This window comes from Thermococcus sp. 21S9 (genome assembly GCF_012027635.1).
Lineage (GTDB): Archaea > Methanobacteriota_B > Thermococci > Thermococcales > Thermococcaceae > Thermococcus.
Genome location: NZ_SNUS01000001.1, coordinates 1,692,708 through 1,713,115, shown reverse-complemented (window position 1 = coordinate 1,713,115; position 20,408 = coordinate 1,692,708). Strand labels below are relative to the sequence as shown.

Annotated in this window: 31 protein-coding genes; 7 read left to right on the top strand and 24 right to left on the bottom strand. The window is 55.5% G+C overall.

What is annotated here, in order from left to right; translation table 11 throughout:
* Nucleotides 1-12: 12 nt before the first annotated feature.
* Nucleotides 13-543 (bottom strand): GNAT family N-acetyltransferase, encoded by a 531-nt coding sequence (locus E3E28_RS09660; protein WP_167914907.1) that lies wholly within the window; start codon nucleotides 541-543, stop codon nucleotides 13-15.
* A 53-nt stretch (nucleotides 544-596) separates the two neighbouring features.
* Here E3E28_RS09660 and E3E28_RS09655 point away from each other — a divergent pair, with 53 nt between their 5' ends.
* The gene (locus E3E28_RS09655) at nucleotides 597-1,073 is read left to right on the top strand and encodes a ferritin family protein (RefSeq protein ID WP_167914906.1); all 477 of its coding nucleotides are present in this window, start codon (nucleotides 597-599) and stop codon (nucleotides 1,071-1,073) included.
* Nucleotides 1,074-1,118: 45 nt separating this feature from the next.
* On the top strand, nucleotides 1,119-1,421 hold the full coding sequence (locus E3E28_RS09650; protein WP_167914905.1) for a ferritin family protein: 303 nt from the start codon (nucleotides 1,119-1,121) through the stop codon (nucleotides 1,419-1,421).
* A 30-nt stretch (nucleotides 1,422-1,451) separates the two neighbouring features.
* Here the strand turns inward: E3E28_RS09650 and E3E28_RS09645 are convergent, their stop codons facing one another.
* Genes E3E28_RS09645 through E3E28_RS09630 form a run of 4 tightly spaced genes read right to left on the bottom strand, consistent with a single transcriptional unit; the run spans nucleotide 1,452 to nucleotide 3,309 of the window.
* Nucleotides 1,452-1,973, bottom strand: coding sequence for a ferritin family protein (locus tag E3E28_RS09645; RefSeq protein ID WP_167914904.1), 522 nt, complete (start codon nucleotides 1,971-1,973; stop codon nucleotides 1,452-1,454).
* A 3-nt stretch (nucleotides 1,974-1,976) separates the two neighbouring features.
* On the bottom strand, nucleotides 1,977-2,327 hold the full coding sequence (locus E3E28_RS09640) for an iron-sulfur cluster assembly protein (protein WP_167914903.1): 351 nt from the start codon (nucleotides 2,325-2,327) through the stop codon (nucleotides 1,977-1,979).
* Nucleotides 2,328-2,687 carry an iron-sulfur cluster assembly protein gene (locus tag E3E28_RS09635; protein ID WP_167915405.1) on the bottom strand — a complete coding sequence of 120 codons (360 nt, stop codon included), beginning with the start codon at nucleotides 2,685-2,687 and terminating at the stop codon, nucleotides 2,328-2,330.
* A 31-nt stretch (nucleotides 2,688-2,718) separates the two neighbouring features.
* A complete protein-coding gene (locus E3E28_RS09630) occupies nucleotides 2,719-3,309 on the bottom strand; it encodes a hypothetical protein (RefSeq protein ID WP_167915404.1) in 591 nt (196 codons plus the stop codon).
* A gap of 90 nt (nucleotides 3,310-3,399) precedes the next feature.
* Between E3E28_RS09630 and E3E28_RS09625 the strand changes: the two genes are divergently transcribed.
* Nucleotides 3,400-4,368: a DUF996 domain-containing protein gene (locus E3E28_RS09625; protein ID WP_167914902.1), complete on the top strand. Its 969-nt coding sequence runs from the start codon at nucleotides 3,400-3,402 to the stop codon at nucleotides 4,366-4,368.
* A gap of 30 nt (nucleotides 4,369-4,398) precedes the next feature.
* Here the strand turns inward: E3E28_RS09625 and E3E28_RS09620 are convergent, their stop codons facing one another.
* From E3E28_RS09620 to E3E28_RS09605, 4 genes are all read right to left on the bottom strand, one after another.
* Nucleotides 4,399-4,746 carry a class II SORL domain-containing protein gene (locus E3E28_RS09620; protein ID WP_167914901.1) on the bottom strand — a complete coding sequence of 116 codons (348 nt, stop codon included), beginning with the start codon at nucleotides 4,744-4,746 and terminating at the stop codon, nucleotides 4,399-4,401.
* Between the two features lie 10 nt (nucleotides 4,747-4,756).
* Nucleotides 4,757-4,918, bottom strand: a complete 162-nt coding sequence (gene rd / locus E3E28_RS09615; protein WP_167915403.1) for a rubredoxin — start codon at nucleotides 4,916-4,918, stop codon at nucleotides 4,757-4,759.
* 78 nt (nucleotides 4,919-4,996) lie between these two features.
* Complete coding sequence (locus tag E3E28_RS09610) at nucleotides 4,997-5,512, bottom strand: rubrerythrin family protein (protein WP_167914900.1); 516 nt, start codon at nucleotides 5,510-5,512, stop codon at nucleotides 4,997-4,999.
* Nucleotides 5,513-5,605: 93 nt separating this feature from the next.
* Nucleotides 5,606-6,835, bottom strand: coding sequence for an FprA family A-type flavoprotein (locus E3E28_RS09605; protein ID WP_167915402.1), 1,230 nt, complete (start codon nucleotides 6,833-6,835; stop codon nucleotides 5,606-5,608).
* 145 nt (nucleotides 6,836-6,980) lie between these two features.
* Here E3E28_RS09605 and E3E28_RS09600 point away from each other — a divergent pair, with 145 nt between their 5' ends.
* The gene (locus E3E28_RS09600) at nucleotides 6,981-7,349 is read left to right on the top strand and encodes a hypothetical protein (RefSeq protein ID WP_167914899.1); all 369 of its coding nucleotides are present in this window, start codon (nucleotides 6,981-6,983) and stop codon (nucleotides 7,347-7,349) included.
* On the opposite strand, the gene E3E28_RS09595 is transcribed toward E3E28_RS09600, so the two are convergent.
* From E3E28_RS09595 to E3E28_RS09570, 6 genes are all read right to left on the bottom strand, one after another.
* Nucleotides 7,346-7,825: a DUF3368 domain-containing protein gene (locus E3E28_RS09595; RefSeq protein WP_342764509.1), complete on the bottom strand. Its 480-nt coding sequence runs from the start codon at nucleotides 7,823-7,825 to the stop codon at nucleotides 7,346-7,348. The genes E3E28_RS09600 and E3E28_RS09595 overlap by 4 nt on opposite strands.
* On the bottom strand, nucleotides 7,818-8,063 hold the full coding sequence (locus tag E3E28_RS09590; RefSeq protein ID WP_167915401.1) for a UPF0175 family protein: 246 nt from the start codon (nucleotides 8,061-8,063) through the stop codon (nucleotides 7,818-7,820). Before E3E28_RS09590 ends, E3E28_RS09595 begins: the two co-directional genes overlap by 8 nt.
* 34 nt (nucleotides 8,064-8,097) lie before the next feature.
* Nucleotides 8,098-8,646: a methyltransferase domain-containing protein gene (locus tag E3E28_RS09585; RefSeq protein ID WP_167914897.1), complete on the bottom strand. Its 549-nt coding sequence runs from the start codon at nucleotides 8,644-8,646 to the stop codon at nucleotides 8,098-8,100.
* The gene (locus E3E28_RS09580) at nucleotides 8,646-9,377 is read right to left on the bottom strand and encodes a hypothetical protein (protein WP_167914896.1); all 732 of its coding nucleotides are present in this window, start codon (nucleotides 9,375-9,377) and stop codon (nucleotides 8,646-8,648) included. Before E3E28_RS09580 ends, E3E28_RS09585 begins: the two co-directional genes overlap by 1 nt.
* Nucleotides 9,374-9,919, bottom strand: coding sequence for an NADPH-dependent FMN reductase (locus E3E28_RS09575; RefSeq protein WP_167914895.1), 546 nt, complete (start codon nucleotides 9,917-9,919; stop codon nucleotides 9,374-9,376). Before E3E28_RS09575 ends, E3E28_RS09580 begins: the two co-directional genes overlap by 4 nt.
* Before the next feature lie 75 nt (nucleotides 9,920-9,994).
* On the bottom strand, nucleotides 9,995-10,606 hold the full coding sequence (locus E3E28_RS09570; protein ID WP_167914894.1) for a hypothetical protein: 612 nt from the start codon (nucleotides 10,604-10,606) through the stop codon (nucleotides 9,995-9,997).
* A gap of 301 nt (nucleotides 10,607-10,907) precedes the next feature.
* Here E3E28_RS09570 and E3E28_RS09565 point away from each other — a divergent pair, with 301 nt between their 5' ends.
* Genes E3E28_RS09565 through E3E28_RS09555 form a run of 3 tightly spaced genes read left to right on the top strand, consistent with a single transcriptional unit; the run spans nucleotide 10,908 to nucleotide 12,803 of the window.
* Nucleotides 10,908-11,429 carry a ferritin gene (locus E3E28_RS09565; RefSeq protein ID WP_167914893.1) on the top strand — a complete coding sequence of 174 codons (522 nt, stop codon included), beginning with the start codon at nucleotides 10,908-10,910 and terminating at the stop codon, nucleotides 11,427-11,429.
* A gap of 1 nt (nucleotide 11,430) precedes the next feature.
* The gene (locus E3E28_RS09560) at nucleotides 11,431-12,216 is read left to right on the top strand and encodes an NAD-dependent epimerase/dehydratase family protein (protein WP_167914892.1); all 786 of its coding nucleotides are present in this window, start codon (nucleotides 11,431-11,433) and stop codon (nucleotides 12,214-12,216) included.
* A complete protein-coding gene (locus tag E3E28_RS09555; RefSeq protein WP_167914891.1) occupies nucleotides 12,213-12,803 on the top strand; it encodes a class I SAM-dependent methyltransferase in 591 nt (196 codons plus the stop codon). Before E3E28_RS09560 ends, E3E28_RS09555 begins: the two co-directional genes overlap by 4 nt.
* Here E3E28_RS09555 and ubiE read toward each other — a convergent pair.
* The 9 genes from ubiE to E3E28_RS09510 are packed head-to-tail and all read right to left on the bottom strand — an operon-like array spanning nucleotide 12,778 to nucleotide 20,408.
* A complete protein-coding gene (gene ubiE / locus E3E28_RS09550; RefSeq protein WP_167914890.1) occupies nucleotides 12,778-13,467 on the bottom strand; it encodes a bifunctional demethylmenaquinone methyltransferase/2-methoxy-6-polyprenyl-1,4-benzoquinol methylase UbiE in 690 nt (229 codons plus the stop codon). The two genes, E3E28_RS09555 and ubiE, sit on opposite strands and share 26 nt — an antisense overlap.
* A complete protein-coding gene (locus E3E28_RS09545; protein ID WP_167914889.1) occupies nucleotides 13,448-14,059 on the bottom strand; it encodes an ATP-binding cassette domain-containing protein in 612 nt (203 codons plus the stop codon). Before E3E28_RS09545 ends, ubiE begins: the two co-directional genes overlap by 20 nt.
* A complete protein-coding gene (locus E3E28_RS09540) occupies nucleotides 14,056-14,784 on the bottom strand; it encodes an ABC transporter permease (protein ID WP_206203823.1) in 729 nt (242 codons plus the stop codon). The genes E3E28_RS09545 and E3E28_RS09540 overlap by 4 nt, the downstream gene beginning before the upstream one ends.
* 2 nt (nucleotides 14,785-14,786) lie before the next feature.
* Entirely contained in the window at nucleotides 14,787-15,755 is a 969-nt protein-coding gene (locus tag E3E28_RS09535; RefSeq protein WP_167914887.1) for an ABC transporter substrate-binding protein, read from the bottom strand.
* On the bottom strand, nucleotides 15,756-16,652 hold the full coding sequence (locus E3E28_RS09530; RefSeq protein WP_167915400.1) for a 4-hydroxybenzoate octaprenyltransferase: 897 nt from the start codon (nucleotides 16,650-16,652) through the stop codon (nucleotides 15,756-15,758).
* Entirely contained in the window at nucleotides 16,642-18,099 is a 1,458-nt protein-coding gene (locus E3E28_RS09525; RefSeq protein WP_167914886.1) for a UbiD family decarboxylase, read from the bottom strand. The genes E3E28_RS09530 and E3E28_RS09525 overlap by 11 nt, the downstream gene beginning before the upstream one ends.
* Nucleotides 18,096-18,866 carry an ABC transporter ATP-binding protein gene (locus tag E3E28_RS09520; protein ID WP_167914885.1) on the bottom strand — a complete coding sequence of 257 codons (771 nt, stop codon included), beginning with the start codon at nucleotides 18,864-18,866 and terminating at the stop codon, nucleotides 18,096-18,098. The genes E3E28_RS09525 and E3E28_RS09520 overlap by 4 nt, the downstream gene beginning before the upstream one ends.
* Nucleotides 18,853-19,476 carry a flavodoxin domain-containing protein gene (locus E3E28_RS09515; protein ID WP_167914884.1) on the bottom strand — a complete coding sequence of 208 codons (624 nt, stop codon included), beginning with the start codon at nucleotides 19,474-19,476 and terminating at the stop codon, nucleotides 18,853-18,855. The genes E3E28_RS09520 and E3E28_RS09515 overlap by 14 nt, the downstream gene beginning before the upstream one ends.
* Entirely contained in the window at nucleotides 19,473-20,408 is a 936-nt protein-coding gene (locus E3E28_RS09510) for an iron ABC transporter permease (RefSeq protein ID WP_167914883.1), read from the bottom strand. Before E3E28_RS09510 ends, E3E28_RS09515 begins: the two co-directional genes overlap by 4 nt.

Below are 20,408 nucleotides of genomic sequence, written 5' to 3'. Positions count from 1 at the left end.
GCAGAGAAAATCTCACGGAACGACGTATCTCAGGACCACGAACTCCCCGTAGTCCATGACCTTCTCGAAGCCTTTCCGGAGGTAGTAGCCGTAGGCCTCAAGCCAGGGAAACGTTACAACGTAGGGTGTCTTTCCGAGCTCAAGGAGTCTCTTCACCGCGAAATCGAGCAGGGCCTTTCCGTATCCCCTTCCCCTGTATTCCGGGCCGGTCATGAAGAACTCAATTAGGCCCGTCCTCTCGTTCTTCAGCTCATCGGGAACCCAGTGAATTTCCTTGCCCTTGAGGTTGTAGACGAGCGCCACGGTCCCCGCGATTTTTCCACCTTCCCTCAGCAGGTAGAGCTCATCGAACTCCTCTCCGAGTCTGAACTCAAGGAACGGCTCGTAAACCCGCCTGAAACCTTCGAAGTCGTCCGGTGAGGGCTTCTTCTCGACCCACTCCAGGGCGGGATAAGCGCCGTTCGTTGAGCGGTAAACGTCGAAGACGAACCTCAAAAGCTCCTCCTTCAGGACGAGCGGGTCTTTGACCATCTCGATACCCATCTCCGTCCCCCAAAGGTTATTAGGGTCGGGGTTAAAATAACTGTGGTGGTTTTATGGACGAGCTTGAGGCGTTGGCCTTAGCGCTGGAGGTTGAGAAGGCAGAGATGCGCTTCTACCTCGACCTCGCAAGGAGGACGAAGGACGAAAGGGCCAGAAAGATGTTCCTTTTCCTGGCCAAGGAGGAGGCCGACCACTGGGAGGAGTTCGAGGAGAAATTCCTTGAGCGCGTTGCGGAGGAGTGCAAGTTACCGGCCGTAAGCGAAGAGCTCCTCGAAAAGCTTCTCGTCAAGGCCGGGGAGATTGAAAGCGAAGTCGATGCCGTGAGGATTGGAATGGAGCAGGAAAAGCTCACGTGGGAGTTCTACGAGAAGGCCGCGAAGGAAGCAAGGCACGAGTCGGTTAAAAGGCTCTTTGAGGAGCTGGCGAAGATAGAGAAGGCCCACTACGAGTTGCTCAAGGCGCAGTATGACTCGGTCATGAAGACGGGCATCTGGATGGACTACCAGGACTTCAGCCTTGAGGTGGACTAACGCTTTCCTTTTATGGATTCTGAGGGATTTGATGGAGGTGATACCATGCTGGCCAAATACCCGTTTGAGTTACCGAAGGACAGGCCGTTGAGCAAGAGGGAAATCGCCCAGGCCCTTCGCTGGGCTATCGAGGCCGAGCTCGACGCGATAAGCTTCTACGAGCAGTTGGCGGAGCACATCGAGGACGAGAGGATTAGGCACGTCTTCCTTGACGTCGCCAACGAGGAGAAGGAGCACTTTGGAGAGTTCCTGGCGGTTCTCTTCGCCGTTGACGAGGAGCTCGCGAAGTACATGAAGGAGGGCTTTGAGGAGGTTGAAGAAGAAACGGGGATAAAGGTGGAGCTTTGACTTCGCTCCTTTCTACCATTTTAGCTCGCATTAAGGCCCGACATGCATCATCTGGTCGTACATTGCCCAGTCGAGGAGGAGCTCGTACTCGGCTTTGAGGTTGTAGTAGTGGCCCCACTCCATGTCGCTGAGGTAGCGCATTAGCCTCTTCTTCCTCTCGTCCTCGACCATGTTCTCAAGCTCGGCGTAGAACCTAGCCGCTATCTCCTCGGCCTTCATCGCCCACCTGATTAAGTCTATTATGTCCTCCACCTTATCGAGCTTCCTGGCAACGGGCTGGAGCTCCGGTCCTATGTGCTCCTCCGGAAAGACCACTTCCTTTCCGGGGAAGAAGTCGGCGTAAATCTTCCTCAACAGTTCCTCGTGCTTCTTCTCCTCGCCTGCGAGCCAGCTTACCTTTTCCTCCAGCTCCCCTATCTCAACGCTCTCCGCGAGGCTCTCGTAGAACTTCCTCGCGCCGATTTCGGCCTTTATGGCCATTCCGAGGAGTTCTTCAAGCGAGAAGTCCTTAATCCTTTCGAGGGGAAGCCCCTCGTCGAGTTCAGTTATCATACATCATCCCTCCGCTAAAAGCAGTCCAAGTTCGTTATACACCCTCACGGTATTAAACCCTTCCGTTTTAAGAATCGAAACTATCTCGTCCAGTATCTTCCTCTGGACGTTTATCGCCAGCATCTGGCAGGCGTGGCACTCCGGCGTGGAGCGGGCCATGAGGAGAAAGACCTCGACGCACTTACCTTCAACGGTGAGGCCGTAGACGAGGCCCTCCTCGACGATGTTGAGGCCGGTTTCAGGGTCCCTAACCCTTTCGAGTAGCTTCACAACGCGCTTAACTTCCCCGGGGAGGTCCTTCCTTGGACCTGGCTCCGGCCTCTTCCTGGGCCGTAAAAAGTCCGGGAGGGGCATTCAAACCTTCTCCCCGGAGAGGTCTTCAGCCCTGTAACCCTTCCTGTTCTCGAACTTTCCAACAACGTGGTTGCCGAGGTCGTAGACGTAGACGTTGTCGAACTTAACGAGGGCAAAGCGCTCCATTATGTCTCCAATTATCTTGGAGTACGCTATGGGGCTCTCGCCTATGATGTTGTACTCGGCGTGGCTCTCGAAGCGAAGCCATATTTTGAGCGTGTCGTTGGTGACCTCAAGGCCCGCAACAACGCCAGAATCGAGGATATCTCCTCCTGTTACCGGGTCGGTGATTTTCTTCAGCTCCTCGATGACGGCCCTGTATGGCTCGGGCCACTCCCTGTCTGGACTGTAAACCTTCATTTCCCTCACCGATTCCCCTTCGACTGGTCAGTTATAAGCCTTCCTGGGCAGAGTTGAGAACTTTGGCTGAAGGATACGAGAGGAGCAACGCGGTTATCCACAGCGACACCGAGGCGGTGTAAAGCAGGAGTGCCGGCAGGGAGCGGTAGTAAATCGCGTTCACCACCGTGAAGGCCACGAGAAGCCACGCGGACAGGCGGGCCATTGAGGCAGGTTTTTTCGGCGAGTTAGAGTAGAAAGCCACCGCATCCATAAGGAGGAGAAGGGAGACGTCGGAAAACATTAGAATTGTGTATGTTTTGGGCTCTTCGCTGATTGGTATGGAGAGGACCATTAAACCGATTTGAACCAGCATTTCGAGCTTTGCCCCGACGAGTCCGCTCATTGAGAGGGCGTACGCGATGATAGCCGGGCCAATTATGACCAGCACTCCGAGATTGAAGCCGGCGAGGTAGCCTGTAAAGCCAAAGGCCGTTATTAATCCTCCTGCCAGGATTAACCAGGACAGTTTCTCCCTTCCAAGCCGGTTTCGTTCGACGAGCCTCGTCAGGTGCCAAGTGAGAAAGACCCCGACCAGGACGAGCGGACCGTCAACGGACATTACAAGAGAGTACGAATCCATAATTCTCAACCATATAAACTATGGCGTTAAGCCTTTAAACCTTGCCCAAAACCTTAAGTGTTAAAACCTGTAGTTTTGCCGGGGATAAGAGTGGCGGTTGAAGAAAGGTTTGTTCCCATAAGTGGAAGGGAATACCTCCTCGCGGGAAGTCTGCTTCTCCTCCTCGCGCCACTCCTCGGCTCTTTTTCCCTCATCGCCACGGGTCTCGGCCTCGTGGTTTACCTGCTCGGCCTCTACCTGTGGAACGTCGACGTTGACTCAAGGCCACTTAAGCTCTTCGCGGTTGAGGTGGGACTTTTCGCCGTCGCACTTTATCTCTTAACCTTAAGCTCCAAGTGGGTCCTTCTCAATCCTTCCTGGGGCTTTTACAAACTCGTCAACTCCCTTGCGCCGGCTTATCCGGTTCTCGTTGCGAACGCCCTTGTGTACCGGGTGAGAATGGGCCTGTTTGCTGAATCAACGGATGAGCTGAACTTCAACCTCGCCGGAAACGTTTACCTCATCGGCGCCCTCCTCTTTCCCATCCTGGTTGGCGTTGTTTTGATGGCCATCGCCCGCTTCGTCGAGGCCTACTCCTACTGGAAGCTACCTATGACAGCGAAGACCAACGTTACCATCAACTTCTCGCCGAAGAAGGCCATCGCGATTTTCACGGCTTCCCTTCTCCTCTCGCCGGTTCTCTTCCACGTTCCATTTGAGTCGTACGGCCATTCAGCACGGTCCGACGGGGTTGCGCTGTACTGGAAGACCTCGGGTTCCCTCGTGGTTGTGGACGTTCTAATTGCCGTTCCCAGGGACTCCTGCGGGGTTAGGGTGTATGTTGACGGCCGAGCGGTAGGGCAGAACTACGACTTTATGGTCTTCTGGGGTCCTTTTCAGTCCCTTCTGTTCCTGCCTGGCGATGCGGTGATACGGTATCATCTCGAGTTCGGGAAGATGCCGGAGAACGTGACGGTCTCGGTCTGCAGAACGGGCGTTGAATACTCCCAGGGCTTGAACGGGATTGAGGTCAGGACCGTTGAGAACTGGACCACCGTAACGTTTGAACTCTCCAAATAAAAACGGGGGTGGGGCGGAAAAAGAAAGGGGTCACTCGAGCGCGACCTCGTTCTCCCAGAGGCCGTGGATGTTGCAGTAGCTGAGCGCGTAGAGCTTGCCCTTCTTGCTCGTCCTGAAGAAGAAGACCGCCCTCGGCTCGGTCAGCGGGTCGCTGTGGTTGGTGAAGGCAACCCTGCCGACGAGAATCGGGAAGTTCTCCCCCTCGGGGTGGAAGTAGAGTTCAATCCACGCTATGTGGTGCTCCGGGGTGTTCGGGTGCGGTATCTCCTTGCCAACGCTGACCTCGACCTTGACGAGGTCGCCCTCCTTCTCGTACTCTATAACGGGGACGTGCTTCTCCCCCTTCCAGTCTCCACTCTTTATGGTTTCGCTCAGCATCTCAACCACCTCACTCTATCTTTTCAAACTGGTCCTTGGACGCACCGCAGAGCGGGCAGACCCAATCCTCGGGAAGGTCTTCAAACTTGGTTCCGGGCTCTATCCCGTTGTCCGGGTCGCCCTCGTCCTCATCGTAGATGTATCCACAGATTATGCATCTCCACTTTGCCACTTCTTTCACCGATGTAGGATAGGATTGAGCACTTATAAGGTTTGCGGTTCAAACCTGTGAAATGGAAAAGCGAAGGAATCACTCGAAGACCACGAACTTTTCGCCCGGCAGACCGCACACGGGACAGCGCTCCGGGGCCTCGTCGACCGCAGTGTACCCGCAGACAGGGCAGATGTAGACCTTCTTCACCTCGATATCCTCGCCCTTCGCAACCGTCTCCTTGGCCTTCTCGTAAAGCTCGGCGTGGAGCTTCTCGGCCTCAAGGGCGTAGTGTGTGCTCCTTACTGCTTCATTCTCACCCTGGAACTCGGCGGAGTTCTTGTAAACGGGGTACATCTCCTTGACCTCGAAGGTCTCGCCCGCTATGGCTTCCTTCAGGTTCTCCTCGGTCTTCCCGAGCTTGCCCAGGGCTATGAAGTGGTTCTTAGCGTGGACGAACTCCGCGTAGGCTATCGCTCTAAAAAGCTTGGCAACCTTCGGAAAGCCCTCCTTCTCGGCCTGCTCGGCAAAAATCAGGTACTTCATGTGGGCCATGCTCTCGCCTGCGAAGGCGTCCTCCAAAAACTTCTTGGTCATGGCTCTCTCAACGGGCATGGAAAACACCGTACTAAGATGGGAGCGAGAGTATATAACACTTTTCGAACCTGAGGGGAGTAAAGCTGTTGAGAAGAGAAAGAGAAGCGGAAGTCACGAGGCCCACTCGACGAGCTTCCTGACGGCTTCCCTCAGTTTGGCCTCGTCCTCTTCGCTTGGCATTCCCCTGCTCTCGACGGTAGCTACGTGGTCGAACTTGCTCCTCGTTATGAGCGTCTCTATCTTCCTTCCTGCAACCCCGCCCCAGCCGTACGCTCCGACGATTAGGACGGGCTTCTCGTAGTTGGCTTTGTCGAGTATCTCGAAGAGCGTGTAGCGTATGCGCGGGTGTATCTCGGCCTCGAAGGTTGATGCACCGATGATTATGGCTTCGGCACTCGGGACCTCGCCGAGGATGTCGCTCACCGCTGGAGCCTCCCTGTCGGTGAAGCGGTAAACCACCGGCTTCTTTCCGAGCTTCTTAAGCTCGTCGAGCACTATCTCCATTCTCCTCTCAACGAAGCCGTACATCGAGTCGTAGACCACGAGAACCTTGTCCTTCTCGGGAATCCCCGCTCCAACGCGCTCGTAGAACTCGAAGATTCTCTTCGGATTGTGGCACCACGCTATCCCGTGTCCGGGCAGAATCATCTTGGCGTCTTCGACGATTCCAAGGTTCTTGAGCTTCTTGAGGTTCTGAACGATGTACTTGTGGTAGTGGCCAATGACGGTGACGATGTACTTGGTGACGTGAGGCAGATAGCGCTGAACGACCTCCTCGTCGCTGTCGTCTATCGTCTCTGGAATCGAGTAGCCACCACCGGCGTCGCAGCTGAATATCAGCCTGTCCTCGACGACGTAGGTTATCATCGTGTCCGGCCAGTGGAGCCAGGGGACGGTGATGAAGCGGAAGGTCTTTCCGCCGATGCTCATTTCCTCGCCGTCCTTGACGACCTTGAAGTTCTTGCCGACGTCTTTTCCGTAGAAGCCCTCGAGCAGGTTCCTCGCGAAGGCCGTTCCTATGACCTGGGCTTTATAGCCATTGGCCTCGAGGACCTTTGGCAGTGCCCCGCTGTGGTCCGGCTCGGTGTGGTGGACGATGATGTGCGTTATCTCCTCCGGGTTCACGAGTTCCTTCAGCTTCTCGAGGAAGAGGTCTGCGTATTCAGCTTTGGTCGTGTCGAAGAGCACAACCGCGTCCTTCAGCTTCATCAGGTAGGCGTTGTAGGTTATTCCCTCGGGGATGTACCAGGTCGCCTCGAAGTACTTAATCTCATCATCGTCAATCCTGATGATGTAAAGCTCCGGGTCGGTGCAGAGCTTCTCAACTCTGGCCTTCACCATGACTATCACCGGTTTTAGTTCGGTTTTCCGAATAAAAAGGTTTTCACGCGAGAGTAGAGAGCTTTGGTTTTCGGAACGGCCTTCTCCCAGATATTATACCCTCCGGGAGGAGGGAAATCTATAAGTATCCGGAGGGAGGAGGGAAATGGCAATTTCCTCGACGGCCGTTTACCTCATGATTAGTGCTATAATTCCTATGTTCTATGCACAATGGGTAGACTGGCCAAGTGAGATAATTAAGAAGCCCGAGCCTTATTATTATGAGCTTCAGGATGCTCTCAACAGGAGCCTTAAATACATAGTAGCAATGGGGCTTGGATTGAGCCTCTTTTCTTTGGGTATGACATTGATTGTCCCTATCATTGGATATCTATTTTGGGGAGCAACAGGGATTGTACTAATGTGGCTCAGGCACGGGAGGGAACAACTAAAACTCAAACTCCAAGAAATCATGATGAAGGAAGCTATCGCCAAGGGCGTCGAAATCGGCATGAAGAAGGCGAGGGAAACCTAACTCTCCCCGACCTCTTCCAAAATTCTTTTGTAAAGCCCTTCGCTCAGCCAGAAGCCGGTTTCCTTCAGCTTCTCAAGCTCTTCTTTGACACTCGGAATTATCCCCTGGAACTTCGCCCTCAGCAGAACGCCAATCGTTCCAGTAACCTTCAGCCCCAGTGCCCTTGCAACTTCCCTGCCATCGTAGTCGTCGATAAGCAGAAGCTCGGCGTTGGTTTCAAGCGCGAGGACAATTGCCTCGCTCTCCCCCTCATCAAGCTCGAGCATAAGCGACTTCTTGAGGGTCTCGTCCTTTATTTCCACAACCTTTATCCAGTCGGCCTTTTCAATGAGCTCCGCGTCCCTCGAACCTTTTCCCTCAAGGATGCACTCCCTGTAAACAGCCTTTGGAATGATGACTTCACCAAAGAACTCCCTCAAAAGGTCGAGCCTGCCGATTTTGGCGAGGTGAATGAGGGGAGTGGAGTTGCTAACCACGGGCAAAGTCCAAATCCTCCTCAAGCTCTCTCTCAGTGTAGTGCCTCGGGATTCTCCGCCTTGCAAGCTCCTCAATGAATTCCCTCTTCGTAAGCCCGGCTAGTTTGGCGGCTTTCCCAAGGGATAATGCGCCCCTTGAGTAGAGAATCAGCGCTAACTCAAGCTTCAGCTCCCTTTCAACCTCGCTCTTCGGGAGCTTGAGGGAAACGAGAACGTCATCGGGAATAACTATCTCCATCTTTCCCACCGAAGTGTATTCGTGATGCACTTATTTAACCTCTTCGCACTGGCCTCAGAATCACAAGGTAGTAGGGAAACCGCACCCTCGAGAGAACGACCTCGAAGCCATCAAGCTCAATCAGCTCCTCCCGCGGAATCTTCTCCTCCCTCGGCGGACCGCGCTCCGACTCGGGACACCACTCGATTACGAGAACGTAGTCCGCCCTCGACGCCCATCTCAGATAGCCCCGCCAGTCACCGACCTCGTGGAGCGAGAGGGAAAAAGCAACGAGGTTCGGCCTCTTCGGAAGCTCGGGCGGTTTCTCGGAGAGGATTATCTCAACGTTCGCGATGCCCCCACCCTCGATGTTCTCTTTCAGTAACTTCGCCATCGTCGGGTTAGCCTCGACCGCGTAAACCCTCTCAAAGACCCACGAGAGCGGGACGGTGAGGTAGCCGGTCCCTGCTCCAACATCAACGGCAATCTTTCGCTCCATCTTCAGGGACAGTAGATAACGCAGTATCTCTTTTACCGGAAGCGCCCTCCTGCGCTCGGGGTTGTCGAGAGTGTCCGCGAAGGCGGGATTGAAGGGCATAGCCATCACGTCAGGTAGAGTATCGCCAGCGTTAGGAGGTAGAGGAGTATCACGCTCCTGAAGACGCTCCAGCCGAGCTTTTTGATGTCCTCTATCCTGGCCACGTAAGTGGTGTCCTTCAGGTTCCTCACGAGTCTAATTGTTGGCTCGATGAGGGCTATTGCCAGGTAGGGGTTGTAGAGAACCACGATGAAAGCGGGAAGCCAAGCTATCAGCGGGTACTTCCGCGGGAACTTCCTGAAGGCGAGCTTTGTTTCCACATAAGCGGCTCCAATGGCCTCGTAGTAAGCCAGTAGGAACCAGAACACGAGCACCTTATCCGTGAAGGGCTTACCTGACACGGCCGGAGCGAAGAGTGCCGGGACTGCCGGCAGTAGGTTGCCGAGCGCATACGTTACCGGGTTTTTCCAGCCCTTTGCCCGGGAGAATGCGAAGTGGAGGGCGAAGATAACTCCAACGATGGCGAGGGGAATGATGAGCTCATCGACCGTTCCCCAGTAGAGAGCCGGAAGGAGATACGCCAGACCGTTGAGTCCCAGCGCGACGGCCATATCCCGGAGCTTCCACGCGCGGTAGGAGTCGAAGGCGTAGTCGAAGGTGAAGAACGTTAACAGAGCGACGGCAATACCTATTACCCAGCCAACCAAACTGGCACCGCTGAGGAGCAAGCCACCAATTATGGCGAGGATTATCGTTCCTCCCGCCCCGGGCTCCCTTGGAACCCTAAAAATTCTCATCTCAGCTCCCTCCTGACCTCGTCCCTAATCGGCTTCAGAGCTTTTGCGTACTTTTCAAGCCTCTCGAAAAACCTCTCAACCCTCTCGCGGTACTTCTCGTCCTTCAGCTCGTCCCCCTCGAAGAGCTCGCCCACGTTGTAGAAGAGCACCCACGAGACGGGTAGCATGCGGTAGTTCGTCGCGAGGAGCTTTAACTCCTGCAGAAGCCTCGCCCCGCCGGTAACGCTCGAAACTGTGGCGATTCCAACTGGCAACCCCTCGTACTCCTCGAAGAGCGTATCCAGCAGAACCTTCAGCTCCCCGGGAAAACCGCCGTTGTACTCGGGAGCGACGATGATTAGGGCGTCGGCCTCAAGCATCTTCCGCCGGTAATCCTCGACCTCGGGCGGGACCTTCCAGCGGTGGGTGTGGCAGAGTTTGTAGTCTCGAACGTCTATGAGCTCGGCGTCGAAGCGCTCTCTCGCTTTCCTGAGGAGATACCTCGCAACCCTCTCGCTTTCCCTGCCCTCTCTCCCCGTTCCGAGGATTATCTTAACCTTCATAGCAACACCGAGAAGAGTACCGTTATGCGTTTAAAGACCTTATGGGACAAAAATGGGGAACAAAAAGCCGGGAAATCAGGCGAAGGTAACGCTCCTGTCCTTCAGCGAGCGGTTGAGCAGGTCGGCGTGCTCGAGGGTAACCTGGTACTCCGCGAGCTTCTCGAGCCTGAGCTCCTCGCCGTCGAGGATTATCTTGTTGACGTAGACCTTGCCCTCGTCGAAGCCGACGGTGTAGACGAAGAGGTCCTTCTTGCTCAGGTACTCCTTAATCTTCTCGTCCTTAAGGGCCTCTGCGAGTCCGCCAGCGGCGAAAATCCTGACGTGGACGACGAAGGCACCGGGAACGTCCTTCTCGGCGAACTGTCTGAGGGTCTCGACGAATATCCCCTTGGTTTCCTCTATTGGAGTTTCACCGCCGAACTGGAGGACGGTAACCTGGGGGGCGAACTCCTTGACGCGCTCGGCAAGCTCGGCCTCCCTGCCCTTCTCGGCGAGGAAGTGGTAGGTAACGCCCCCGCTGAGGGTTATGAAGGTCGCCTCGGTCGCGGTCGCGATGCTTGAGCAGATGATGTTCTTGCTTGCCACGACGGCAACCTTGTTGAGTCCGAGGTCCGCCAGCGCCTTTCCAACGAGCCTTCCGGTCAGGGCCCTAAGGTAAATCTCCTCCTCAAAGGTAGTCTTTGCCATTTCCAATCACCTCCTTACCCACTTATGTGGGTTTGTTCCCGATACTGACCAGTGATGTTCTGAGATATAACTTTTTCGGTTTCCCTAATGAACTTTTGGTAGGCTAATCTAAAACGCCTCTGACAGAACGACAAAATTTTTCCCGAACTTTCAAGGATAGATTGGCGTTTTGATTACACAAAGGTGGGTTTTTGGAGAACTGCCAATGAAACGCCCAAATACATTCACTCTGACAGCCCTGTTCTAAGGTTCGATAGATAAACTTATAAGGTTCGAAAACAAGAAAGAGTGAGGTGATATCATGCTGAGCGAAAGGATGCTCAAAGCCCTGAACGAACAGCTCAACAAGGAGCTCTTCTCTGCCTACTTCTACCTTGGAATCGCGGCCTACTTCAAGGAGAAGGGCCTCGACGGTTTTGCCAGCTGGATGGAGGCACAGGCGGAGGAGGAACTCGGGCACGCGATGAAGTTCTACGACTACATCTTCAACAGGGGAGGAACGGTCGAGCTTGAGAGGATTGAGAAGCCCAAGCAGGACTTCGAGAGCCCGCTCAAGGCATTTGAGGCGGTTTACCTCCACGAGGTCGGCGTTACGCAGTCCATCTTCAAGCTCGTTGATTTGGCCGAGGAGGAGAAGGACAGAGCGACCTATCAGTTCCTCCAGTGGTTTGTCGAGGAGCAGGTCGAGGAAGAAGCGAGCACAAAGGCGATAGTGGACAAGCTTAGGATAATCGGCGACAATCCGCACGGCCTCTTCATGCTCGACAGGGAGCTGGGCGCGAGGAAAGCCCAGCTGAGAACGCTCTTAGCCCAGGGTGGGTGAGTTGATTCTCGTCTTCGGCGGGACTGGCTTCATTGGCTCTTTCGTTTCTTCTCGCCTTTCCGGGGTTGACGAAGTAGTTCTCGCCGTCAGAAGGTCGGTTGAGGGCTTTAAAACTGTCCGCTTTTCCGAATCTTCCGAAATACCGGCCTTAATCGAAAGGCTGAACCCCGACGTGGTGGTCAACTTCATAGGTGTCCTCAGGGGCGACTACCAAACGGCTCACGTGGAAATCCCGAGGCTTATCGCTGAAGGCGTGAGAAGAACCGGCTCGCGGTTGATTCACACGAGCGCTCTTGGAGCGGACGAGAACTCAAGGGTTCCTTACTTCAGAACCAAGGCCCTTGGCGAGAGGGCCGTGAGGGAAGTTAAAAACCACGCGATAGTGAGACCCTCGTTCGTCCTCGGTCAGGGGCAGAGGCTCTTCCGCGATGCCATACGGTTTAAGGTCTTTCCGAACCTGAAAACGCCTGTCCAGCCGATTGATTTGAGGGATTTGGCCGGGCTTCACCTAAAACTCGTGGAAGGCAAAAAGGGCAAGTTCAACGCCTGCGGAGGGGAAGTCATTTCACTCGGCGAGCTCGTGAGGAAAGTTATGGAAGGGGCCGGGAAAAGAATGCTCCTTCTTCCAGCTCCAGAGCGAGTCCTAAGGCTCCTCGGGAGGCTTGACGGTTCTCTCCTCATGGCCTTAACCGAGAACACCTGCGAGAGAAACGACGCCCTTGAGCTTTTGGGAGCGCTCAGGAGCCTCGACGAGTCAATTAAATGGACGGCGGAGGGGTTGAGGTGAAATATAACTTAGCGAGCTACGTCTATGAGCCCATCAACGGTCTCCTCGAAAGGCCTACCGGAATAAGAAAAGCGCGAAAAAGGCTGATTTCCCGGGCTAAAGGCAGGGTCCTAGAGCTTGGCGTTGGAACCGGGCTGAACCTTCCGTTCTACAGAAACGTTGAGGAAGTACTCGGCGTCGACATCAGCAGAAAAATGCTCGAGAAGGCGAAAAAGAAAAGAGCCGAAGTCCCGGTTAAGCTGATTCAAGCGGACGCAAGAAGCCTCCCATTCTCAGATAAGAGCTTCGAGACCGTGGTTTCTACCTTCTTCCTCTGCGTCGTCCCGGAGAAGGAAAGGGTCATTCGGGAGATAAACCGGGTTCTAAAGCCGAACGGCTTTCTCCTCGCTATGGAGTGTTCCCCTCCTGAAAACAGGGCTTTCAGGGCGTTGCTCTCCGGGATAAGCGCGTTAACATCAAGGCTCACGGGAACTGACTTCAGAACTAACATAGCTCAGCTCCTTCGGGTGGAAGGCTTCAACGTTGAGGAGGAACGGCTCGTCAACGGTGCCGTGAGGCTCATCAGAGCCTCTCCAGAACGAGAATGAACGCTATCCTCGGGAAGAGCCAGCGGAGGCGTTTTGCCCTAAAACCCCTCTTCTCGAACTCTCCCCTAAGTTCCTCCGGCGAGGAAAAGGCATCTATCGAGCTGACAAGGTGTTCGTAAGCTTTTTCGTTGCCCGTCGTCAGCTTTCCGATGATGGGAACAACCGTTCTCGTGTATAGCCATGCCATCTTCCCGAGAAGCGAGGGATTCTTTGAGAACTCAAGGATTACGAGCCTTCCGCCAGGCTTCAGAACGCGGTGGAGTTCCTTTATGGCTTTTTCCCTGTCGGAAAAGTTCCTGAGGCCGAAGGCGACGCTGACTATATCAAAGCTCCCATCGGGATAGGGCATTTCCTCGGCAGTTCCAACGCTCAGCCTCGCGAAGGGAACCTTCCTCCTCGCTATCCTGAGCATCTCCTCACTACAGTCGAGGCCATAGAACTCGCCGGATAGGTTTCTCTTTTCAAGCCTCTTCCTCATGCAGAGCATCATGTCTCCCGTTCCGCAGGCCACGTCAAGGATTTTTAACGGCCTTTCGCGAACCTTAAGGGACTTTAAAACCTCCTCACAGGCCTTTCTCCTCCATAGCCTGTCGAGACCAAGGCTTATCAGCCTGTTGGTCAAATCGTAGCGCTCCGCGATGCTGTCAAAGAGCTCCTTTACCAAGCTCCTCCCTCCCGAGGACCTTCTTTATCTTCGCGGGCCTTCCACCTATGAGGTAGACCCTGTCGGCGACCTTGAAGAGCTCCTCGAGCTGGTGCGAGACGACCAGAACACCTTTTCCAGAATTAGCTAATTCCCGAATTATGGAAAGAAGTTCTTCTTTGGAGCGCGCGTCGAGGCCGGTAAAGGGCTCGTCCAGAATTAGAACGTCGAAGTCCATGAGCAGGGCGCGCAGGAGAGAGGCCTTCCTCCTCGTCCCCCCGCTCACTTCCTTTGGATAGAGGTCGAGGTAGTTCTCCAGGCCGAGTCTCTCAACGTATTCGAGCCTGCACTCCCTTCCCCTGAAGCGGGCCGGCAGGCAGACGTTGTCCCTCAACCTCTTCCAGGGGAGAAGGTAGTCCTCCTGATAGAGGACAGAGGGGTTCTTCACAAAGACCTCGCCCGAATCGGGATTCTCAACTCCCGCCAGAATTTTCACGAGGGTGCTCTTTCCGGTCCCGTTCGGCCCGATGAGGCCGACCACCTCGCCGGCCCTAACCTCAAGGCTAACCCCGTCGAGTATGGGCTCGCTGAAGGACTTTTTCAGATTTCTCACCAGTACCAGCCTTTCACCCATTCCTCGAGCCTCCTTAGTAAAAGCTGGTCGAGGGCTATCATAAGCGCTATGAGGAGCAGTGCCCACGCGAAGACTCCGGCTTTAATTCCCAAATCGTAGGAGTAGACGAGCTGGTAGCCGATTCCGCCAGCGGAGCCAAAAGCCTCGGCAACGACGCTTATCCTGAGCGCTATTCCCAGGGCGACTCTGCCTGCCGAGACCATCTCGGGGAGCGTTCCCGGGACGATGAAGTGCCGGTAGAGCTGAAGCTTTGAGGGTTTGAGAAGAACTATCAGCGGGCGGTATTTTTCTATCACCTTTTCGCTCGAGCTCACTCCGGCCGAAAGCAGTGCCGGAAAGGACGCCATCGCGGTAACGAGTATCGTCGCGATTGAACTCGTAACGCCGAAGAGCATTATGAAGACTATCGTCCAGACGAGGACCGAGACGCTCTGGAGGAAGACGTTTAAAGCGTTCAGAAAGTCCCTGAAGGCCTTTGAGTAGAGCGCCAGAAGCATCGCGAGGCCCGTCAGAAGGGAAGCGACCAGAAAGCCGGAGAAACTGTGGTAGAGCGTCAGCAGAAGCGAGGAGAGGATTAGGGAAAGCCCAACCTCGCGGTAGAACGCCAAAGTCTCAGCCGGGGTGGGGATTAGGGCTGGATACAGGTGGGACAGGACGAGCCATGAGGCCAGTGCAAAGAGGAAAAGGTAGAGCCAGCCCCTCATGCTCAACCCCTGTAGAAGATGTCGAGGTTCTCGGGGTTCTCCTTCAGGTAGCCCCCGAGGTAGGCCAGCTTCCACTCGCTCTTGATGCCGGTTATCAGCTCATCGTTGAGCCTCTCGTCGTTAATTTCTGTTCTGTTGTAGAGAAGGTCAAGCGTTTTTTCATCGAGGTGGTAGAGCTTTCCGAAGATTTCCTTCGTCTCGGCGGGGTGAGTTTTCCAGAACTCGGCGCTCTCAATCTGGGCCTTTATGAAGGCATCGACCAAATCCCTGTGCTTTTCAAGGAAGTCCTCCCTGACGACCCAGACGAGCATTACCGGCGGTCCCTGAACTATGCCACGCTCTCTGGCCTCGTTCCAGAGCTCTGAAAACGTCGCTATTACCGTGTAGTTCTTCACTATAAGCTGGCTTACAATCGGCTCCCAGATTACGACGGCGTCAACGCTTTTGAGCGAGTCCTCAACCGAGCCGGGCGGGACGTTCACGACGGTGTAATCCTCTGGAGTGAGGTTGTAGAGGACCTTCATGTAAGCCTGGAAGAGCTTGAAGGTTCCGGAAGCGACGACGGCGCCGATTTTCTTACCCCTCAGCTCGGCGGGGTTCATATCCTCCTTCCCGATTATCGCTTGGTTCTGAAACATGTCAACGCCGATGATTTTTATTCTAACCCCGCTCTGGGCCAACTTAGCCGCCATCTCAGCGGGAATGACCGCAAAGTCCGTTTCCCCCTTTTCGAGGGCCGCTATTATGTCGGGGGTCTTGCCGAGCCTGAGAACCTCGACCTTGAAGCCGTTCTCCCTGTCAAAACCCTTGGCCTGCATTATATCGAGCGTGCTGATTCCTCCAAGCAGGGTCGCGGCTTTAACGGTGGGAAGCTCCGCCTTTGTGGAGGTGTTTGTGGTCGAGTTCGAGCTTATGCAACCCGAAACCATCACAACCAGCCCGATTAGGAGCAACGCCAAAGCTTTTCTCATTCAAATCCCTCCTAAAAGCTTGTCCGCTATGGCCGAAAGCGTGAGGATTAGGCCGATTGGAATGTTGAGGTTGAATGCCTTTGGAACGTTGTCAAGGCTCTTCCAGACGATTGCGTTCTCGTAGAGGATTAGGGCGCTCGCGACGAGCCAGCCGGCTAGATAAACCCGGCCGAGGCCGTAGAGAAATCCAGCCAGGCCGAAGAGGCCTATAGCGAGAAGATGAAAGGCGAGGGCAATCTTGAGGGCCTTCTCTATGCCAAACCTCGCGGGGATGCTTCCAACGCCGTGCTTAACGTCGAACTCGTAGTCCATTATCGTGTATATCGTGTCGAAGCCTGCCACCCAGAAGAGGACACCGAAGAAGAACGCCCAGGGAATCCGCGCGAGGACTTCCATGAAAGGAGCGTTTCCAGCGACGGCTATCGTTCCGCCCGCAACGGCCAGGGCGAGCGTTAATCCGAGGTGGAGATGAGGGAAGCTGTGCTTTCTTTTAGCTCCGGAGTAGCTCATCGCTATTAACCAGGGAATCGGACTGAGCAGGGCTGTCCAGCGGTTTAATAGGACTGCCGAGACGAAGTAGATTACTGAGCCAACGACGACGAGCCACCAGGCGTCGCTCACCCTAACAGCCCCTCTAATCAGCGGTCTGTTCCACGTCCTCGGGTTCTGGCTGTCTATGTCGAGGTCGGCTATGTTGTTGTAGGCCAAAGCAGAGGTCCTGAGCCCGAGCAGGGCAAGGCTCATCAGGATTAGCTCCCTCAGGGTTACAGGGAAACCGCTGAGGAAAGCGCCGACGTAGGCGTAGGGCAGGCTGAAGAGCGTGTGCTCTATCCTGACGAGCCTCATGAGAGCGTGAAACCTGTTGGCTTCCCTCACCTCTCCGGGGTCAAAGGCCATCGCCACCACCGAGGTATTTCTTGAAAAGCCCTTCGAGCCTTTCAAGGACTTCGGGGTCTTCTTTAACCTCCTCCACGACCCTGCCGTCCATCTCCTCAGGAAGCTTTCTGGTGGCGTCTATGCCGAGCTTGCTCCCGAGCGGAGGCCTCGGAACGGCCGGGTCGAGCGCGTCTGTGTGGGCGTGCGGGATTATTAAAACGTCCCGCTCGGGGTTCACGAAGGAAGCTATCGCCCATATCACCTGGTCTATGTCGTGGGGGTTGATGTCGTCGCTGACAACCACTATGACCTTCGTCAGCGCCATCTGCCCCGTTCCCCAGAGCGCGTTGAGAACCTTCTTCCCCTGCCCGGGGTAGCGCTTCTTTATCGAGACTATCGCGACGCCCTGAAAGACACCGTATTCAGGAAAGTTCACATCGACGACCTCCGGCAAAACGACCCTCATCAACGGGAGGAAAATCCTCTCGATGGCCTTTCCGATTACGGCATCTTCCAACGGCGGTTTCCCGACGACGGAGCCGTAGTAAATCGGGTTATCTCGGTAGTAAATCCTCTCGGCGTGGAAAATGGGGTAGAGCTCGTTCCTCTCGCTCGGCTTATCGTAGAAGCCGAAGTGGTCGCCGAAGGGGCCCTCCTCGCTCAGCTCGTCAACCTGAACGTAGCCCTCTATGACCGCTTCCGCGTTGGCCGGAACGAGGACGCCGTTGGGCAGGCGGTAGAGCTCCAAACCCGAACCGCGGACGAAGCCCGCGAAGAGGAGCTTGTCCATCGGATAAGGAACGGGAGAGACGGCCGTCAATAGAGTGCCTATGTCGGAGCCAATCGCTATCGCGACCGGCATTTTGCCGTCGTTCCTCTCGAGGTAGTCCCTCCAGGCCTGACTCCCGCGCTTGTGAACCTGCCAGTGGATTACACCCCTCTCGCCGTCGAGGAGCATGACGCGGTAGACGCTGATGGAGTTAACCCCTTTCGGGTCCGAGAAGCAGACGAGCGGGTAGGTGAGGTAGCGCGAGCCGTCCATCGGCCACGTTTTAAAGGCCGGAACGAAGTTCAGGGGCTCGTCCTCCACAACGTTCCTCGTGAACTCCGCTTTTCTCACGAGCTTTGGGAGATAGGCGCTCATCTCCTTCAGCTTCCCCAGCGAGGAGAGCTTGTCGGCAAAACCCAGGGGCAGGCTTTCCATGAGCTTGAGCGGTCTCTCGCCGATTTCCTCAAGCCTTTCAACGCCGAGGGCTTCCCTAACGGTCTCAACACTCGTGAAGAGGTTTCCGATAACTCTCCACTCAGGGTAACCCTTAACGCGCTCGAAGAGGACCGCACCGGCCTTTTGATACATCGCCCTCCTCAGAAACGCGGGAATCTCAAGCTCGGGCGAAAGCTCCTCACTAACTCTAATCAGCTCGTTTCTCGCTTCAAGCCATTCCAGATAGTCGCGCACGTCCCTCATGGGAGCACCTCCGGAAGGACCCTCAAAACCCTTTCCCCGTTGCACTCTATCACCTTAAGCTTAACCCCGTAAAGCCCGCTCAAAAGCTCCTCGGACAGGACCTCCGAGGGCTTTCCTTCAGCCACTATCCTTCCGTCCCTCATGAGGACGACCCTGTCGGCGAAAAGGTAGGCTAAGTTGGGGTCGTGGAGAACCGCTAGGACACCAACACCATCCCTCGCGAGCCTCTTAACGGTTCCGAGGACAAGGAGGGCGTTCTTGAGGTCGAGCTCACTCGTCGGCTCGTCGAGGAGGAGGTATTTCGGCGACGTCATCATCGCCCTCGCGAGGAGGAGAAGCCTTTTCTGTCCACCGCTTAGAGAAGTGTAGGGTTTTTCCCGATAAGCATCGAGGCCGAAGTGTTTGAGCAACCTTTCAGCCCTTTCCCTGTGCTCCTTCCCTGGCGAGCCGAAGGCCCCGAGTTCAGGGGTTGCCCCGAGGAGAACGAAGTCGAGAACCCTGAATGGGAACGTCGGGAAGTGGCTCTGAGGAACGTAGCCGAGCAGTTTCGCCCGCTCCCTGGGGGACAGCCTTAGAACGTCCCTTCCCTCAACCATGACGCGTCCCTTTTCGGGCCTCAACAGGCCGTAGATTAGACTCAGGAGCGTGCTCTTCCCCGCGCCGTTCGGCCCGATTAGGGCGACGAACTCACCCGTCTCAACCTCCAGGCTAACCCCCTCGATTTCGAAGTCCCCGTAGGAGTACGAGAGGTTTTCAGCCCTCAGCATCGAGCCTTGCCTCCATCTCCCTTACCTTCTCCATGAAGTCGAAGTCCTTGGCCTTATCGACCTCGCCCCGCCTGAAGTGCTTCCCGAACCAGTCGTAATACAATAGAGTCCTCCTCACGAACGCTTTAACGTCCTCCTCCCTGTAAAGGCTCTTGCTTTCGAGCTTCTCTCCCAAAACGGCATAAAACCTCCTCATCTTCCTTCTGTCCTCGTCGCTGAGCCTTTCAACGTCAATCTCGCCCCCGATGAGCGTTCCGTAGAAGGGCGGAACCTCGAAGGCTTCTATCAGTGGCTGGGAGTAGGCTATTCCCCCGTGGAGCTTCCCCATGAAGACCGAGCCCGCCAAGTGCATCGCCACCAGAAAGAACGCCTTGGGTATCTCCTCCAGCTCCTCCCTGTGCTCGCTTATCCAGTCCGTCAAATCCCAGTGCGGGCCGTCGCGGTAAACGGGTGCGCTCATGACGACCAGGTCGTAGCCCCTCGGCGAGGGGTTCTCCTTAACCTCCCTTACCTCCACTTCGTGGCCTTCCTCCTCGAAGAGCCTCTTGGCCAACTCCACGGCCCTTTCGGTCGTTCCGTAGCGGGTCGTGTAAACGATGAGAATTCTCAACTCCAACCACCTCCGGTTTTTCTGAGGAGATACGCGAAGAATGGAACACCCACGAGGGTCGTTATTATCCCGACGGGGATGTCCCCCGGAAGAAGGCGGACTATCACATCCGCCAAGACCATAACGGTTATTCCAATCGAGATTGTTGCGGGAATCAGCTTCGAGTGCTCGGGCCCGACGAGCATTCTCGCCGTGTGCGGGACTATCAGCCCGACCCAGCCAATTATACCCGTGAAGGAAATCACGAGCGCCGTTAGAATGGCCGACAGGAACACGAAAATCCCTCTCCAGAAGGAAACGTTCAGGCCGAGGAGCTCAGCCTCGTCGCCGAGGCTCATTGCGTTCAGGTTCCAGCGGAGGAGGTAGAGGAGCACGGCTATGAGGACGACTCCGGGAAGGGAATAAACCACCGTCTTCCACGTTGAGCTCGCCAAGCTTCCCATCAGCCAGACGACTAAACCGGATAAGCTCTCGCTCGGAAGGAGCAGTTCAAGGAGGGAAAGGAGTGCGGAGAAAAGGGCAGTAACGATTATTCCGCCGAGGATTAGCGAGACGGTAGAGACCCTGCCGTTGACGCGCGCGAGGTAATAAGCTAAGAAAACCGCCAAGAGGCCGAAGAGGAGCGCGAGCGGTGCGAGACCTATGAAGGGGAGAAAAGCGACGGCCAGTGCCGCGCCGAAGGCCACTCCCGATGCTACACCCAGAATGTAGGTGTCAACGAGAGGGTTTCTGAAAACCGCCTGAAGGGTCATCCCGCCCAGGCTCAGGGCCATTCCTGCCGAGACCCCCATAAGAGTCCTCGGAAGCCTGATTTCCCATATCACTGCCCTGGCCAAGTCATCAAGGTGGAGCGGGTTGGTCGGGTAGCTACCCACGAAGACCCCGAGGAGCACCGCAACCGCCGGGAGGATTGCCAGGAGTAACCGCTTCAT

Excerpts from the sequence above, each read along its gene's own strand:
- E3E28_RS09605 (WP_167915402.1), bottom strand. The coding sequence starts at position 6,835 with ATGGTGAAGGCCAGAGTTGAGAAGCTCTGCACCGACCCGGAGCTTTAC.
- E3E28_RS09620 (WP_167914901.1), bottom strand. The coding sequence starts at position 4,746 with ATGCTGAGCGAAACCATAAAGAGTGGAGACTGGAAGGGGGAGAAGCAC.
- E3E28_RS09645 (WP_167914904.1), bottom strand. The coding sequence starts at position 1,973 with ATGATAACTGAACTCGACGAGGGGCTTCCCCTCGAAAGGATTAAGGAC.
- E3E28_RS09570 (WP_167914894.1), bottom strand. The coding sequence starts at position 10,606 with ATGGCAAAGACTACCTTTGAGGAGGAGATTTACCTTAGGGCCCTGACC.
- E3E28_RS09530 (WP_167915400.1), bottom strand. The coding sequence starts at position 16,652 with ATGGCCTTTGACCCCGGAGAGGTGAGGGAAGCCAACAGGTTTCACGCT.
- E3E28_RS09600 (WP_167914899.1), top strand. The coding sequence starts at position 6,981 with ATGGCAATTTCCTCGACGGCCGTTTACCTCATGATTAGTGCTATAATT.
- E3E28_RS09660 (WP_167914907.1), bottom strand. The coding sequence starts at position 543 with ATGGGTATCGAGATGGTCAAAGACCCGCTCGTCCTGAAGGAGGAGCTT.
- E3E28_RS09580 (WP_167914896.1), bottom strand. The coding sequence starts at position 9,377 with ATGAGAATTTTTAGGGTTCCAAGGGAGCCCGGGGCGGGAGGAACGATA.
- E3E28_RS09535 (WP_167914887.1), bottom strand. The coding sequence starts at position 15,755 with ATGAGAAAAGCTTTGGCGTTGCTCCTAATCGGGCTGGTTGTGATGGTT.
- E3E28_RS09640 (WP_167914903.1), bottom strand. The coding sequence starts at position 2,327 with ATGCCCCTCCCGGACTTTTTACGGCCCAGGAAGAGGCCGGAGCCAGGT.
- E3E28_RS09610 (WP_167914900.1), bottom strand. The coding sequence starts at position 5,512 with ATGCCCGTTGAGAGAGCCATGACCAAGAAGTTTTTGGAGGACGCCTTC.
- E3E28_RS09525 (WP_167914886.1), bottom strand. The coding sequence starts at position 18,099 with ATGAGGGACGTGCGCGACTATCTGGAATGGCTTGAAGCGAGAAACGAG.
- E3E28_RS09520 (WP_167914885.1), bottom strand. The coding sequence starts at position 18,866 with ATGCTGAGGGCTGAAAACCTCTCGTACTCCTACGGGGACTTCGAAATC.
- E3E28_RS09510 (WP_167914883.1), bottom strand. The coding sequence starts at position 20,408 with ATGAAGCGGTTACTCCTGGCAATCCTCCCGGCGGTTGCGGTGCTCCTC.
- E3E28_RS09635 (WP_167915405.1), bottom strand. The coding sequence starts at position 2,687 with ATGAAGGTTTACAGTCCAGACAGGGAGTGGCCCGAGCCATACAGGGCC.
- E3E28_RS09585 (WP_167914897.1), bottom strand. The coding sequence starts at position 8,646 with ATGGCTATGCCCTTCAATCCCGCCTTCGCGGACACTCTCGACAACCCC.
- E3E28_RS09590 (WP_167915401.1), bottom strand. The coding sequence starts at position 8,063 with ATGGAGATAGTTATTCCCGATGACGTTCTCGTTTCCCTCAAGCTCCCG.
- E3E28_RS09540 (WP_206203823.1), bottom strand. The coding sequence starts at position 14,784 with ATGAGGGGCTGGCTCTACCTTTTCCTCTTTGCACTGGCCTCATGGCTC.
- E3E28_RS09630 (WP_167915404.1), bottom strand. The coding sequence starts at position 3,309 with ATGGATTCGTACTCTCTTGTAATGTCCGTTGACGGTCCGCTCGTCCTG.
- E3E28_RS09575 (WP_167914895.1), bottom strand. The coding sequence starts at position 9,919 with ATGAAGGTTAAGATAATCCTCGGAACGGGGAGAGAGGGCAGGGAAAGC.
- E3E28_RS09565 (WP_167914893.1), top strand. The coding sequence starts at position 10,908 with ATGCTGAGCGAAAGGATGCTCAAAGCCCTGAACGAACAGCTCAACAAG.
- E3E28_RS09650 (WP_167914905.1), top strand. The coding sequence starts at position 1,119 with ATGCTGGCCAAATACCCGTTTGAGTTACCGAAGGACAGGCCGTTGAGC.
- E3E28_RS09655 (WP_167914906.1), top strand. The coding sequence starts at position 597 with ATGGACGAGCTTGAGGCGTTGGCCTTAGCGCTGGAGGTTGAGAAGGCA.